The sequence below is a fragment of the uncultured Desulfovibrio sp. genome, from assembly GCF_910584445.1.
Lineage (GTDB): Bacteria > Desulfobacterota > Desulfovibrionia > Desulfovibrionales > Desulfovibrionaceae > Desulfovibrio.
In genome coordinates this window covers 30,647-43,138 of record NZ_CAJUBO010000003.1, presented here as the reverse complement: position 1 = coordinate 43,138, position 12,492 = coordinate 30,647, and the positions used below count along the sequence as shown (strand labels likewise).

Here is a 12,492-nt window from a genome sequence, read left to right as displayed (position 1 = left end):
AGAATACCATGCAACTGCACGATCTCTATCCTTTTCCGGAAGAGCGCAAACAGCGCCGCAGGGTGGGCCGCGGCCAGGGTTCCGGCCTTGGCGGCACCTCCGGCCGTGGACACAAGGGCCAGAACGCCCGTTCCGGCGGTGGCGTGCGCCCCGGCTTTGAAGGCGGCCAGATGCCGCTCCAGCGCCGTCTGCCCAAGCACGGTTTCAAGAATGCGCCCTTCAGGGTCCGCTATGACGTGGTCAACCTGGATGCGCTGACAACGGCATTCGCCGGCAAGACCGACATCAGCCTGGAAGACATCTATGCGCGCGGCCTCGCGCGCGCCGGCGCTCTCGTGAAGGTGCTGTCCCGCGGGGACATGGCCGCGCCCATGAATATCGAGGCCCATCGCTTCAGCCGCGCGGCGGCGGAGAAGATCCGCGCCGCCGGCGGCAAGGTGAGCGAACTCCTGGCCGAGGTCTGCACCGAGGCTGAAGAAGCAGCGGCGGAATAGCCGTTCGCCGTGCTCTGACGCGCAACATGGCGGCATCACAGCCCATCGGGCTGTGATGCGCTTGCGCGTCTTGTCTGGTCTGGAGCCTTCCGCGCAAACGCGCCGCGCCGGAATACAGCGGAATGCGGCGGAAAACCACGCTTTTCCGCCGTTTGTCCCGCTCCAGAGGGAAATGACGGCAGCGAAACCTGAGGGAAATATCTGTCTTCCGGATATTTTCCTCGGCAAAAAGCTCTAATTGCGCCCTTCGGGGCCGCGCAAACGCAACGAGTCTTGCATGGCAACAGGAACGGCGAATACGATGGCGGGCCAGCCGGCCCTGGCGAAGCGCCTGGGCTGGACCTTCCTCATCCTGTGCTGCTACCGGATCGGCGTCCATGTGCCGATTCCCGGCGTGGACGCGGCCGCTCTGGCCTCGTTTTTCGAGAGCATGGCGGGGACGCTCTTCAGTCTTTTCGACATGTTCTCCGGCGGCGGTCTTTCCAACGTTTCGGTGTTCGCGCTGGGCGTGATGCCGTACATCTCGGCGTCCATCATCATGCAGCTTTTGCAGGTGGTAAGCCCGGACATCAAGCGCATGGCCCGGGAAGAAGGGCAGGCCGGGCGCCGCAAGATCACCCAGTACACCCGCTATCTCACCGTGCTCATCACCCTGGTGCAGGGACTGGGCATCGCCGTGGGCCTGGAAAACATGACCAGCCCCGCCGGCACTCCGGTGGTGCTGCACCCGGGATGGGACTTCCGCCTGGTCACCATGATCACCTTCACCGCGGGGTCCGTTCTCGTCATGTGGCTGGGTGAGCAGATCACGGAGCGCGGCATCGGCAACGGCATCTCGCTCATCATTTTCTGCGGCATCGTCGTCGGCATCCCGCGCGGCATCATCCAGTCGTTCGCGCTCATTGAAGCCGGAGACATGAGCATTTTCATGGCGGTCGTCATTCTTGTGTTCATGGCCGCCGTCACGGTCTGCATCGTCTTTGTCGAGCGGGCGCAGCGGCGGATCCCCATCAGCTACGCCAAGCGTCAGGTGGGGCGCAAGATGTTCGGCGGCCAGAATTCGCATCTGCCGCTCAGGCTGAACACCGCGGGCGTCATCCCGCCCATCTTTGCCTCGTCGCTCCTGCTCTTTCCGGCCACGATAGGCCAGTTTTCCGGCAATGAATACGTGCGCCGCGCCGCGGAGTTCTTTTCGCCCAACGGCCTGATGTACAATATCCTTTATGTGGGGCTGATGTTCTTCTTCTGCTACTTCTATACGGCCATCATTTTTGACCCCAAGGAAATGGCCGAGAACCTGAAGAAGGCGGGCGGCTTCATTCCCGGCATCCGTCCCGGCGAAAAGACCCAGGAGTATATCGATACGGTCCTTTCCCGGCTGACGCTTTCGGGCGCCGTCTATATTTCCCTGGTCTGCCTGATGCCCATGCTGCTCATCAGCAAGTTCAACGTGCCGTTCTATTTTGGCGGCACCAGCCTGCTCATCCTCGTGGGCGTTGCCATGGACTTCATGAATCAGGTCGAATCCCACATGATTTCCAGCCAGTACCAGGGCCTGATGCAAAAGGCCCGCAGGAGTGGCCGGGCCTGAGCAGGCGGTAGCCGCAATGAAAAAGTATCACGGAGCCTATATCAAGAACGAGCGGGAAGTGGGCTGCCTGCGGGAGGCGAACCGCATGGTGGCAAATATCCTGGATGCCGTGGGGGATCTCGTGGCCCCCGGCGTCACCACGCGGCAGTTCGAAGAGCTTGCGCGCGACATGTGCGCCGACTATAAGGTCAGGCCGGCCTTTCTCGGATATTACGGCTACCCCTTCGCCACCTGCTGCTCGGTCAACGAGCAGGTGGTGCACGGCTTTCCCTCGGAGCGCCCCCTCGAGGAGGGAGACATCGTCAGCGTGGATATGGGCGTCGTGTTTGAGGGGTTTGTGGGCGATGCGGCGCGCACCTATCCTGTGGGGCGGGTGAGCGACGAGGCCCGGCGCCTCATGCGCGTGACCGAGGAAAGCCTCTATGTGGGCATCGAGCAGGCCCGCGCGGGAAATGACGTCTATGCCATCGGCGCCGCCATCCAGCAGTATGTGGAAGCCGCCGGCCTTGGCGTTGTGCGCCGTTTTGTGGGGCACGGCGTCGGCGCGAAGATGCATGAAAAGCCGGAAGTGCCGAACTTCAGACCGGGAAGCCCCGGCCTTGTCCTGCACAGCGGCATGGTCATCGCCATTGAACCCATGGTGACGCTTGGGACCCATGAGGTGGACATCCTCGACGACAAGTGGACGGCCGTCACCAGGGACGGAAAATGGGCCGCGCATTTTGAGCACAGCGTGGCGATCACGCCCGACGGACCCAGGATCTTGAGCATTTCTGACCGCGGCCTCAATCGGCATACCATTGCCGCTTGACAAGTTGGCATAACACGGCTAAAGATTTCCGTTCTTGCCAGACAGATGGGGAGGCGCGCGCTGCAGCGGCGTTTGCGCGGCCCGTTTTTTGGTGAAACCGGCAGACGCCAGTGGAGAGCGAGATGAAAGTCAGACCGTCCGTCAAGAAAATATGCCCCAAGTGCAAAGTGATCCGGCGCAAGGGAGTGCTTCGAGTCATCTGCGAAAACCCCCGGCACAAGCAGCGCCAGGGCTAGGGCAGGAGAACGATTGTGGCGAGAATAGCAGGTGTTGATTTGCCGCGTGGCAAACGTGTGGACATTGCGCTTACCTATATCTACGGGATTGGCCGTACCACTGCCCTGAAGATCCTGGACACCACCGGGGTCAACTGGGAGCGCAATATTGATGATCTCTCCGCCGACGAGGTGAACGAGATCCGCAAGGAACTCGAACAGCATTACAAGGTGGAGGGCGACCTGCGCCGTGAGGTGTCGGGCAATATCAAGCGGCTTATGGACATCGGCTGCTATCGCGGCCTGCGGCATCGGCGGGGCCTGCCTGTCCACGGGCAGCGCACCCATACCAATGCGCGCACGCGCAAGGGGCCGCGCCGCGGCGCCGTGGGCAAGAAAAAGTAATCCGGCTCCCGTTATTCAGCCAATTTGAGGGACAGTCATGGCAAGACCCAAGAAAGCGGTCAAGAAAAAGGAACGGAAGAACGTGCCTCTGGGCATCGCCCATATCCAGGCTTCGTTCAACAATACGATCATCACCTTCACCGATACGCGCGGCAACGCCGTCTCCTGGGCATCCGCCGGGCAGAGCGGTTTCAAGGGTTCGCGCAAGTCCACGCCCTTTGCCGCCCAGGTGGCCGCTGAAACGGCCGCCCGCAAGGCTCAGGAAAACGGCATGCGCACGGTGGGCGTGTATGTGAAAGGCCCCGGCTCCGGCCGCGAGGCGGCCATGCGCGCCATTGCCGCCGCCGGTTTCCGTGTCGCCTTCATTCGCGACGTCACGCCCATCCCGCACAACGGCTGCCGTCCGCCCAAGCGTCGGCGCGTGTAGCTTTGCGAAGCTCCGCAGCGCCGGACAAACGAAGAGGATATACTCATGGCTAAATATACGGAAGCCAAATGCCGTCTTTGCCGCCGCGAAGGCTGCAAGCTCTTTCTGAAGGGCGACCGCTGCTTTACCGACAAGTGCGCGTATGAACGCCGTCCTTATGCTCCCGGCCAGCATGGCCGCGCGCGCAAGAAGGTCAGCGAATATGCGGTCCAGCTTCGCGAGAAGCAGAAGACGCGCCGCGCGTATGGCGTGCTGGAACGGCAGTTCCGCGGGTATTTTGAAAAGGCCGAGATGCACAAGGGCGTCACCGGCACCAACCTGCTGGTCACGCTTGAGCGCCGTCTGGACAATGTGGTCTACCGCCTCGGCTTTGCCGGCTCGCGTGACCAGGCGCGCCAGATGGTGCGGCACGGCCTGTTCACCCTCAACGGGCGCAAGGTGAATATCCCTTCCCTTCAGGTGCGCGTGGGTGACATCATCGCCGTGCCCGAGAAGAACCGCAAGATCCCCACGCTCGCCGCCGCTCAGGAGGCCGTCGCGCGCCGTGGCTGCCCCGGCTGGCTTGAAACGGATGGCGCCGCGTTCAAGGGGACCGTCAAGGCGCTTCCGCAGCGTGACGACATCCAGTTCCCCGTCAACGAGCAGCTCATCGTCGAACTCTATTCGAAATAAGCTGGGGGCCGCATGCTTATCAAACAGGGCGAACGCCTCATCAACGCGCGCAACTGGTCGGAGCTTGTCAAGCCCGAACAGATCCTGCGCGACGATGAAAACGCAAGCGCCACCTACGGCAAATTCATTTGCGAGCCGCTGGAACGCGGCTACGGCACCACCATCGGCAATGCCATGCGCCGTGTCCTGCTCGCCTCCCTCCAAGGGGCGGCATTCGTGGCCGTCCGCATTTCCGGGGTGCAGCACGAGTTCACCACCATCCACGGCGTGCTGGAAGACGTCACGGATGTGGTGCTCAATCTCAAGCAGGTGCGCCTGCGCATGGATACGGACGAACCCCAGCGCCTGACCCTGCGCGCGGACAAGAAAGGCAGCGTCACCGCCGCCATGATCCAGGCCAACCAGCATGTGGAAGTGCTGAATCCCGAGCTGCATATCGCCACACTCACAGAGGACATTCCCCTCGAAATGGAGCTTGAGGCCCGGATGGGCAAGGGCTATATGCCCGCCGACATGCACGAGGGCCTCGCGGAAGAGATCGGACTCATCAAGCTGGACTCGAGCTTTTCGCCGGTCCGCAAGGTGGCCTATGCCGTGGAGCAGGCGCGTGTCGGCCAGATGACCAACTATGACCGGCTCATCCTTGAGGTCTGGACCGACGGCTCCCTCACGCCCGAGGACGCGGTGGCCTACAGCGCCAAGATCATCAAGGATCAGATTTCGGTCTTCATCAATTTTGATGAGCGCGTCTCCGGAGACATGCATCTCGGCGCGGGCGACAACAGCGAGCTTAACGAACATCTCTTCAAGAGCATTGACGATCTTGAGCTTTCTGTGCGCGCCACAAACTGTCTGCGCAGCGCCAATATCGCCACTGTGGGCGAACTGGTGCAGCGCTCCGAGAGCGAGATGCTCAAGACCAAGAACTTTGGCCGTAAATCCCTGGACGAGATCAAGAGCGTCCTTCTGGACATGGGGCTTGATTTCGGCATGAAGGTGGACGGCTTCGAAAAGAAGTACCAGGAATGGAAAAGGAAGCAGCAAAATGAGGCATAGCAATTCCGGCAGAAAATTCTCGCGGACGCCCTCGCACCGCAAGGCCATGTTGCACAATCTCGCCAAGGCGCTGCTCATTCATGGCAGGATCTGCACCACCGAGATGAAGGCCAAGGATCTGCGCCGCGTCGTGGAACCGCTGATCACCCTCGCCAAGCGCAATGATCTTCATGCCCGCCGCCTGGCGTACCGGGTGCTGAACGACCATGCGCTGGTGAAGCGGCTTTTTGATGAGGTCGGCCCTCTCTTTGCCGAGGTGCCCGGCGGCTATACGCGGGTGCTCAAGCTCGCCATGCCCCGCAAGGGTGACAACGCGCCCATGGCGATCATCGAATTTTCCCGTACGGCAGCCGCGCCCGCCGAGGAAAAGCCCGCGGCCTGAGGACAGGGCCTGGCGGGTCAGAACGGCTGACACCGCTGCCATACCGTGAACCTGCACGAGGGAGGCCCTGGCCTCCCTTTCTTTCTGCCTTTTTTCGTGAGATGGCGGGTTCATGCGCGGGCCAGGCCACGCCCCTGGTGCGCGGCGCCCCGCACGGGCGCATGCGGCCGCCAAAGCCTGTCCCGTGCCTCCCCGTTCCGCCTCCATGGCGTTTTGCGCGCCTTGCGCGCGGCGCGCGGGGGCGTCCGCGACACAGGGGGGGCGGCCATCCCGGGCTGACCGGCCATTGCGGCTTCCTTGCTTGCCTTCGTGACTTTTGTTCGTATATTTGACGGACGACCGGTTGCGCGTCGGCCTCCGGGCATGCCCGGGGCGCGCATCTTGCGGGAACCCGGCGTCCATGCTAGATTTCCTCGCTTTGCGAGGGTGGCGGAACTGGCAGACGCACTGGACTTAGAATCCAGCGCCTTCGGGCATGGGGGTTCAAGTCCCCCCCTTCGCACCATTGCCGGCACAGGCGAGAAACAAAAGGAGCCACTTGTGGAATACAGCGTTGAAGACATTTCCCCGGTCAAGAAAAAGGTGACCATCACCACCGAGCCGCAGGAGGCGGAGGCCGCCATTCTCGGCGCGGTGGCCCTGTACCGGGATTCCGTCCAGCTGGACGGCTTCCGCAAGGGCAAGGTTCCGGCGTCGGTGGTGGAAAAGCGCTTCCATGACAGGATTTATGACGAGGCCCGCCAGGACCTCATCAACGTGCATATCAATGACGTGATGCAGAAGCTCGGCGCGCAGCCGGTCTCCGGCATTTCCATCAGCGGGGCCGAGGCGCCGCTGGAGCGCGGCAAGGGCTACACCTACAGCATGGAGTTTGAGGTGCTGCCGACCTTTGACCTGCCGCCCTACGAGGGGCTGGAGGTCGAGCAGGAAGCGGTGCGCGTGGACGATGCCGAAGTGGCGGAGGTCATTGAGCGCATCCGGCGCGACCGCGCCAAGATCGTGCCGGTGGACGGCACAGCGCCCGCGGCTGACGGGCAGATCGCCAATATCGACTTTGAGGCCTTTGAAAACGGCGAACCTGTGCCGGGCGTCAAGGCCGAGGGCTTTGACCTGACCCTGGGCGAGCGCGAAGCCCTGGAGGATTTTGAGGCGCTGGTCAAGTCCATCCGTCCCGGCGGGGAGGGCGAAGGGCAGATCAGCTTCCCCGCGGATTTTGTGGCCCCTGACCTGGCGGGCAAGACCGTGACCATGAAGGTCAAGGTGCATGCCGTCAAGGAGCGCCAGCTCCCCCCCATCGACGACGAGCTTGCCAAGGCCATGGGCCAGGAGGATGTGGACAAGCTCAAGGCCGCCATCACCGACAGTTATGTCAAGACGCGTGAGCGCCTGCATCGGAGCGCGGCGCAGAAAAAGCTGCTGGACAGCCTGTTGAAGATGGTGGACTTTCCCCTGCCCGAGGCCATGCTTGAAGCGGATATGCGTACCCTGATGACGGACCTTGCCGTCAGGCTCGAGCGCCAGGGCAAGCGCCTGGATGCGCTCGGCAAGACGGAAGAGGAGCTTCGCAAGGAACTCCTGCCCCAGGCCGAGGAAGCCACGCGCAGCCTTGTTCTGCTCCTGAGCATCGCCAGGAAGGAAGGGCTGGAGGTCAGCGAGCAGGAAGTGGTCACGCAGATCTACCAGAACAGCCTGCGTACCGGCCAGGATTTCAAGACCCTTCAGCAGGAATATGAGCGCAGCGGGCTGATCTTCCTCCTGCGTGACCGGCTCCTGGCCGACAAGGCCATGGATCGCGTCTATGCCAAGGCCAAGGTGAAGGAAGTGCCCCCGGCCGATGCCGGGAACACCGCGGCGGCCCAGGACGCTCCGGCGGCCACTGCCGGGCAATGATCCTTGCGGCGGCCGCGCGGCCGCCGTGTCCTGTTTTTTCCGGTGCGCGGCCTGTCGTTTTTCGGGCCGCGCACCGGCGCGTCCGAAAGACCCTTCAGCGCACAGGCCGGAAACTCCGGCTGCCAGACACGACGAGGCACACCATGTCGCTCATCCCCATGGTCATTGAAACCACAGGCCGCTCTGAACGCGCCTATGATATTTATTCCCGCCTGCTCAAGGACCGCATCGTCCTGCTGGGCACGGAGGTCAACGATACCGTTGCGTCGCTCATCTGCGCCCAGTTGCTGTTTCTGGAGTCGCAGGACCCGGAAAAGGAGATCAGCCTCTATATCAACTCGCCGGGCGGTTCGGTCACGGCGGGCCTCGCCATTTATGACACCATGCGCTACATCACCTCGCCGGTCTCCACGGTGTGCATGGGGCTGGCGGCGAGCATGGGGGCCTTTCTTCTGGCCGCGGGCGAACCCGGCATGCGTTTTGCACTTCCCAACAGTCAGGTGATGATCCATCAGCCCTCGGGCGGTTTTCGCGGGCAGGCCACGGATGTGGAGATCCACGCCCGCGAGATCCTCCGCCTGAAGGAACGGCTCAACCGCATCCTGGCCGAAAATACCGGCCGCCCCTATGAAGAGGTCGTGCAGGCCACGGAGCGGGACAACTTTTTGACACCGGAGGAAGCCAAAGACTTCGGCCTCATTGACCGGGTCCTGGTCTCCCGCCGCGATGCCGCCAAGGAAGGCAAGGCATGAGTACAAAAACCACGGTCAACGAACCGCTGCGCTGTTCGTTTTGCGGGCGCAGCGAGCTTGAGGTGCGTAACCTCATCGTGCAGGACGGCGCCAGCATCTGCGACAACTGCGTCAAGGCCTGTGGCGAGATCATCGCCCGCGACAGGATGGAGAGTGCGGACAGTGACGAGCGCCTGCTGACGCCGCAGGAGATCAAGGAGCGGCTCGACGAATACGTCATCGGCCAGACCGAGGCCAAGAAGATTCTCTCGGTGGCCGTGCACAACCATTACAAACGCGTTTTCTGCGCCGAGGCGCTCGGCCAGGACGTGGAGCTGGAAAAAAGCAATATCCTGCTGGTGGGTCCTTCGGGCAGCGGCAAGACCCTGCTCGCCAAAACGCTGGCCCGCGTCCTGCGCGTGCCCTTTGCCATTGCCGACGCCACCACCCTTACGGAAGCGGGCTATGTGGGCGAGGATGTGGAGAACATTCTCGTCCAGTTGCTCCAGAACGCGGACTACGACCTGGACGCCGCGAGCAAGGGCATCATCTATATCGACGAGATCGACAAGATCTCGCGCAAGGGCGACGGACCCTCCATCACGCGCGACGTGTCCGGCGAGGGCGTGCAGCAGGCCCTGCTCAAGATCATTGAGGGCACGGAGGCCAATATTCCGCCCAAGGGCGGCCGCAAGCATCCGCAGCAGGAATTCATCCGCCTGGATACGAGCAATATCCTCTTCATTGTGGGCGGCGCGTTCGTCGGGCTTGACAAGATCGTGGAGTCGCGCGTGCGCGGCGCCTCCATGGGCTTCGGCGCCAGGGTGCGCTCCAGCCGCGAGATGCCCATGGCCGAGCTGCTGGAAAAGATCCATCCGCAGGACCTTGTCCAGTTCGGCCTTATCCCCGAATTCGTGGGCCGCATCCCCATCATCACGCATGTGGATGAGCTGGACGAGCCTGACCTGGTGCGTATCCTCACGGAGCCGAAGAACGCGCTGGTGCGCCAGTACCAGAAGCTCTTCGAGCTTGACAACGTGAACCTGCGCTTCACGCCCAATGCGCTCAAGGCCATTGCCCGGCGCGCCATCGAGCGCAAGACCGGCGCGCGCGGCCTGCGGAATGTCATGGAAAAGATCATGCTGGACATCATGTTCCGGCTGCCCTCCCTGCCCAATGTGCGGGAGTGCGTCATCAACCGCGCGGTCATCGAGAAGGGCAAGGAACCTGTCCTGCTCTATGGCGAAAACGGCGAGGTCCGCGCCTGCGAAAGCGCCTCGGCCAGGGACGCCTCCTGACGGGGCTTGGCGGAATGGAGAACATCATGTCGGACGCAGCGCGCGGGAGCGCCTTTGAGGAACTGCCGGTCATGCCCCTGCGGGAAGTGGTCATGTTCCCGCGTTCCATCATGCCCCTCTTCGTGGGCCGCGAGGCTTCCATCAAGGCCATTGAGGCCGCGCACGCCACCTACAGCAAACAGATCTTCCTTGTGGCCCAGCGCGAGGCGGGACTGGAAAAGCCGGATGCCGGGGACCTCTCCCCGGTGGGCGTGGTGAGCAAGATCCTCCAGATCCTGCGCCTGCCCGACGGCACCATCAAGGTGCTGTTCGAGGGGCTTTACCGGGCCGCGTGGCAGGAACTGCGCGAGCGCGGCCAGTATTCCGTGGCCTTCGTGCGCCGCCTGGCGGAAAGCCAGAGCCGTCCCGAGGAAAAGGAGGCGCTGGTGCGCGCCGTCCACGAGGCGCTGGAGGAATACGGCAAGAACAACAAGAAGATCTCGCAGGAAGCCATCCTTGCCATGATGGCGCTGCAGGAGCCTGGTCCCCTCGCCGACGCGGTCATGCCCCAGCTCAAGGTGGACTACCGCAAGAAGCAGGAGGTGCTCGAGCTTTCCGACGTCACCGAGCGCCTGGAACGGGCCTATGAGTACCTTCAGGGCGAGGTGGCGCTCTCCACCGTGGAGAAGCGGATCAAGAACCGCGTCAAGGTGCAGATGGAGCGCAACCAGCGCGAGTATTACCTCACCGAGCAGATCAAGGCCATCAACAAGGAAATGGGGCGCGAGGACGACCCCCAGGCCGAAGTTGCCGAGCTGGAGCAGAAGCTCAAGGCCCGCGACATGCCCGAGGAGGCCCGGGAAAAGGCCCTGGCCGAGGTGAAGAAGCTCCGCGCCATGCCGCCCGCCGCCGCGGAATACACGGTCGTACGCAACTATGTGGACTGGATCCTCGATCTGCCCTGGAACGATCTCAAGCAGATCGATATCGACATTGAAAAGGCGCGCGCCATCCTGGATGGCGACCACTACGGGCTGGAACGCCCCAAGGAGCGCATCCTCGAATACCTGGCCGTGCAGAAGCTTTCGCACGGACTCAAGGGTCCGATCCTCTGCTTTGTGGGTCCTCCGGGCGTGGGCAAGACCTCGCTCGCCAAATCCGTAGCCAGGGCCACGGGGCGCGATTTCGTGCGCCTTTCCCTGGGCGGCGTGCGCGACGAGGCGGAGATCCGCGGCCACCGGCGCACCTATGTGGGCGCGCTGCCGGGCAAGATCATCCAGTCCCTGAAGCGGGTCAAGTTCAACAATCCGCTTTTCTGCCTCGACGAGGTGGACAAGCTGACCTCGGATTACCGGGGCGATCCGGCGTCCGCCCTGCTGGAGGTGCTGGACCCGGAGCAGAACAATACCTTCATGGATCATTATCTCGACCTGGAGTACGACCTTTCCAGGATCTTCTTCATCACCACGGCCAACTCGCTCCACGGCATCCCCGGCCCGCTGCTGGACAGGATGGAAATCATCGAGCTGCCGAGCTACCTCGAAACGGAAAAGCGGCACATTGCCCGGCGCTTCCTGCTGCCGCGCCAGCTTGAGGAACACGGGCTGAGGCCGGACAACCTGCGCGTATCCGAGAATGCCCTGCTGGAGATCATCCGCGGCTATACGCGCGAGGCCGGAGTGCGGAATCTGGAACGCGAAATCGCGGCCCTGTGCCGCAAAACGGCCATCCGGCTGGTGGAAGAGAACGATCTGGAGCGCTGCGTCCAGGTATCGCGCCAGAGCCTGCAATCCCTGCTCGGCGTCAAGAAATACCGCCACGAGGAACGCGAGGACGAGCCTCGGGTGGGCGTGTGCGCCGGTCTGGCCTACAATCAGCGCGGCGGCGAGATCCTGCTGGTGGAGACCAGCCTCATGAGCGGTTCCGGCCATGTGGTGACCACGGGCCAGCTTGGCGATGTCATGCAGGAATCGGCCAAGGCCGCGCTTTCCTATGTGCGTTCGCGCGCGGACATCCTCGGGCTGGAGCCGCGTTTCCACCGCAAGGTGGACATCCATGTCCATGTGCCGTCGGGTGCCACGCCCAAGGACGGACCCTCGGCGGGCATCACGCTGGCTACGTCCATCACATCGGCCCTGCTCGGCATTCCCGTGCGCAACGATGTCGCCATGACCGGCGAGATTTCGTTGCGCGGCCGGGTCCTGCCCATTGGCGGCCTGCGGGAGAAGCTGCTGGCCGCGCGGCGCAGCGGCATCAAAAAGGTCATCATGCCGGCGGACAACGAAAAGGACCTCAGGGAAGTGCCGGACGAGGTGCTCCGCGATCTGGAGCTGGTTTTTGTGGAGCATGTGGACGAGGTGCTGCCGCAGGCGCTTGCCGCCACGCCGGAAGAGATCTTTTCCGGCAGGGCGACGGCGCAGCCGCTCTGGGCCTCGTTACGCGCGCATTCCGGCGATGGCGCCGCCGGGGAGAATCGGGCCGCACAGTAGCCCGCGCCGTTCCAGGCACCGTTTCAGCCGCGCTCCGCGTTTTTGTGGGGCG

At 63.1% G+C, this 12,492-nt stretch carries 13 protein-coding genes and 1 tRNA gene; all 14 read left to right on the top strand.

Translation table 11 applies throughout. The features are described from left to right. Nucleotides 1-8 precede the first annotated feature (8 nt). The 14 genes from rplO to lon all read left to right on the top strand — a co-directional run bounded on the left by rplO (nucleotide 9) and on the right by lon (nucleotide 12,440). The gene (gene rplO / locus QZ294_RS02210) at nucleotides 9-494 is read left to right on the top strand and encodes a 50S ribosomal protein L15 (protein ID WP_297046092.1); all 486 of its coding nucleotides are present in this window, start codon (nucleotides 9-11) and stop codon (nucleotides 492-494) included. 277 nt (nucleotides 495-771) lie between these two features. Continuing rightward, nucleotides 772-2,085: a preprotein translocase subunit SecY gene (gene secY / locus QZ294_RS02205; protein ID WP_297046090.1), complete on the top strand. Its 1,314-nt coding sequence runs from the start codon at nucleotides 772-774 to the stop codon at nucleotides 2,083-2,085. A 16-nt stretch (nucleotides 2,086-2,101) separates the two neighbouring features. After that, a complete protein-coding gene (gene map, locus QZ294_RS02200) occupies nucleotides 2,102-2,896 on the top strand; it encodes a type I methionyl aminopeptidase (RefSeq protein WP_297046087.1) in 795 nt (264 codons plus the stop codon). Nucleotides 2,897-3,018: 122 nt separating this feature from the next. Continuing rightward, complete coding sequence (rpmJ, locus tag QZ294_RS02195) at nucleotides 3,019-3,132, top strand: 50S ribosomal protein L36 (protein ID WP_005027799.1); 114 nt, start codon at nucleotides 3,019-3,021, stop codon at nucleotides 3,130-3,132. A 15-nt stretch (nucleotides 3,133-3,147) separates the two neighbouring features. Continuing rightward, the gene (gene rpsM / locus QZ294_RS02190) at nucleotides 3,148-3,516 is read left to right on the top strand and encodes a 30S ribosomal protein S13 (protein WP_165075625.1); all 369 of its coding nucleotides are present in this window, start codon (nucleotides 3,148-3,150) and stop codon (nucleotides 3,514-3,516) included. Between the two features lie 37 nt (nucleotides 3,517-3,553). Further along, nucleotides 3,554-3,943: a 30S ribosomal protein S11 gene (rpsK, locus tag QZ294_RS02185; RefSeq protein WP_297046081.1), complete on the top strand. Its 390-nt coding sequence runs from the start codon at nucleotides 3,554-3,556 to the stop codon at nucleotides 3,941-3,943. A gap of 45 nt (nucleotides 3,944-3,988) precedes the next feature. Further along, nucleotides 3,989-4,615, top strand: coding sequence for a 30S ribosomal protein S4 (gene rpsD / locus QZ294_RS02180; RefSeq protein ID WP_297046078.1), 627 nt, complete (start codon nucleotides 3,989-3,991; stop codon nucleotides 4,613-4,615). Between the two features lie 12 nt (nucleotides 4,616-4,627). Then, nucleotides 4,628-5,671, top strand: coding sequence for a DNA-directed RNA polymerase subunit alpha (locus tag QZ294_RS02175; protein ID WP_297046075.1), 1,044 nt, complete (start codon nucleotides 4,628-4,630; stop codon nucleotides 5,669-5,671). Then, nucleotides 5,661-6,053 (top strand): 50S ribosomal protein L17, encoded by a 393-nt coding sequence (rplQ, locus tag QZ294_RS02170; protein WP_297046071.1) that lies wholly within the window; start codon nucleotides 5,661-5,663, stop codon nucleotides 6,051-6,053. The genes QZ294_RS02175 and rplQ overlap by 11 nt, the downstream gene beginning before the upstream one ends. Before the next feature lie 420 nt (nucleotides 6,054-6,473). Continuing rightward, nucleotides 6,474-6,558 (top strand) — tRNA-Leu (locus QZ294_RS02165). A 35-nt stretch (nucleotides 6,559-6,593) separates the two neighbouring features. After that, nucleotides 6,594-7,943 (top strand): trigger factor, encoded by a 1,350-nt coding sequence (gene tig, locus QZ294_RS02160; RefSeq protein WP_297046068.1) that lies wholly within the window; start codon nucleotides 6,594-6,596, stop codon nucleotides 7,941-7,943. A 143-nt stretch (nucleotides 7,944-8,086) separates the two neighbouring features. Further along, complete coding sequence (gene clpP, locus QZ294_RS02155) at nucleotides 8,087-8,695, top strand: ATP-dependent Clp endopeptidase proteolytic subunit ClpP (RefSeq protein ID WP_297046066.1); 609 nt, start codon at nucleotides 8,087-8,089, stop codon at nucleotides 8,693-8,695. Next, entirely contained in the window at nucleotides 8,692-9,972 is a 1,281-nt protein-coding gene (gene clpX, locus QZ294_RS02150; RefSeq protein ID WP_297046063.1) for an ATP-dependent Clp protease ATP-binding subunit ClpX, read from the top strand. The genes clpP and clpX overlap by 4 nt, the downstream gene beginning before the upstream one ends. A gap of 26 nt (nucleotides 9,973-9,998) precedes the next feature. Beyond that, nucleotides 9,999-12,440, top strand: a complete 2,442-nt coding sequence (gene lon / locus QZ294_RS02145; RefSeq protein WP_297046060.1) for an endopeptidase La — start codon at nucleotides 9,999-10,001, stop codon at nucleotides 12,438-12,440. The last annotated feature ends 52 nt before the right edge of the window (nucleotides 12,441-12,492 follow it).

Excerpts from the sequence above, each read along its gene's own strand:
- clpP (WP_297046066.1), top strand. The coding sequence starts at position 8,087 with ATGTCGCTCATCCCCATGGTCATTGAAACCACAGGCCGCTCTGAACGC.
- secY (WP_297046090.1), top strand. The coding sequence starts at position 772 with ATGGCAACAGGAACGGCGAATACGATGGCGGGCCAGCCGGCCCTGGCG.
- rpsD (WP_297046078.1), top strand. The coding sequence starts at position 3,989 with ATGGCTAAATATACGGAAGCCAAATGCCGTCTTTGCCGCCGCGAAGGC.
- clpX (WP_297046063.1), top strand. The coding sequence starts at position 8,692 with ATGAGTACAAAAACCACGGTCAACGAACCGCTGCGCTGTTCGTTTTGC.
- QZ294_RS02175 (WP_297046075.1), top strand. The coding sequence starts at position 4,628 with ATGCTTATCAAACAGGGCGAACGCCTCATCAACGCGCGCAACTGGTCG.
- rplO (WP_297046092.1), top strand. The coding sequence starts at position 9 with ATGCAACTGCACGATCTCTATCCTTTTCCGGAAGAGCGCAAACAGCGC.
- rpsK (WP_297046081.1), top strand. The coding sequence starts at position 3,554 with ATGGCAAGACCCAAGAAAGCGGTCAAGAAAAAGGAACGGAAGAACGTG.
- rpmJ (WP_005027799.1), top strand. The coding sequence starts at position 3,019 with ATGAAAGTCAGACCGTCCGTCAAGAAAATATGCCCCAAGTGCAAAGTG.
- lon (WP_297046060.1), top strand. The coding sequence starts at position 9,999 with ATGTCGGACGCAGCGCGCGGGAGCGCCTTTGAGGAACTGCCGGTCATG.
- rplQ (WP_297046071.1), top strand. The coding sequence starts at position 5,661 with ATGAGGCATAGCAATTCCGGCAGAAAATTCTCGCGGACGCCCTCGCAC.
- map (WP_297046087.1), top strand. The coding sequence starts at position 2,102 with ATGAAAAAGTATCACGGAGCCTATATCAAGAACGAGCGGGAAGTGGGC.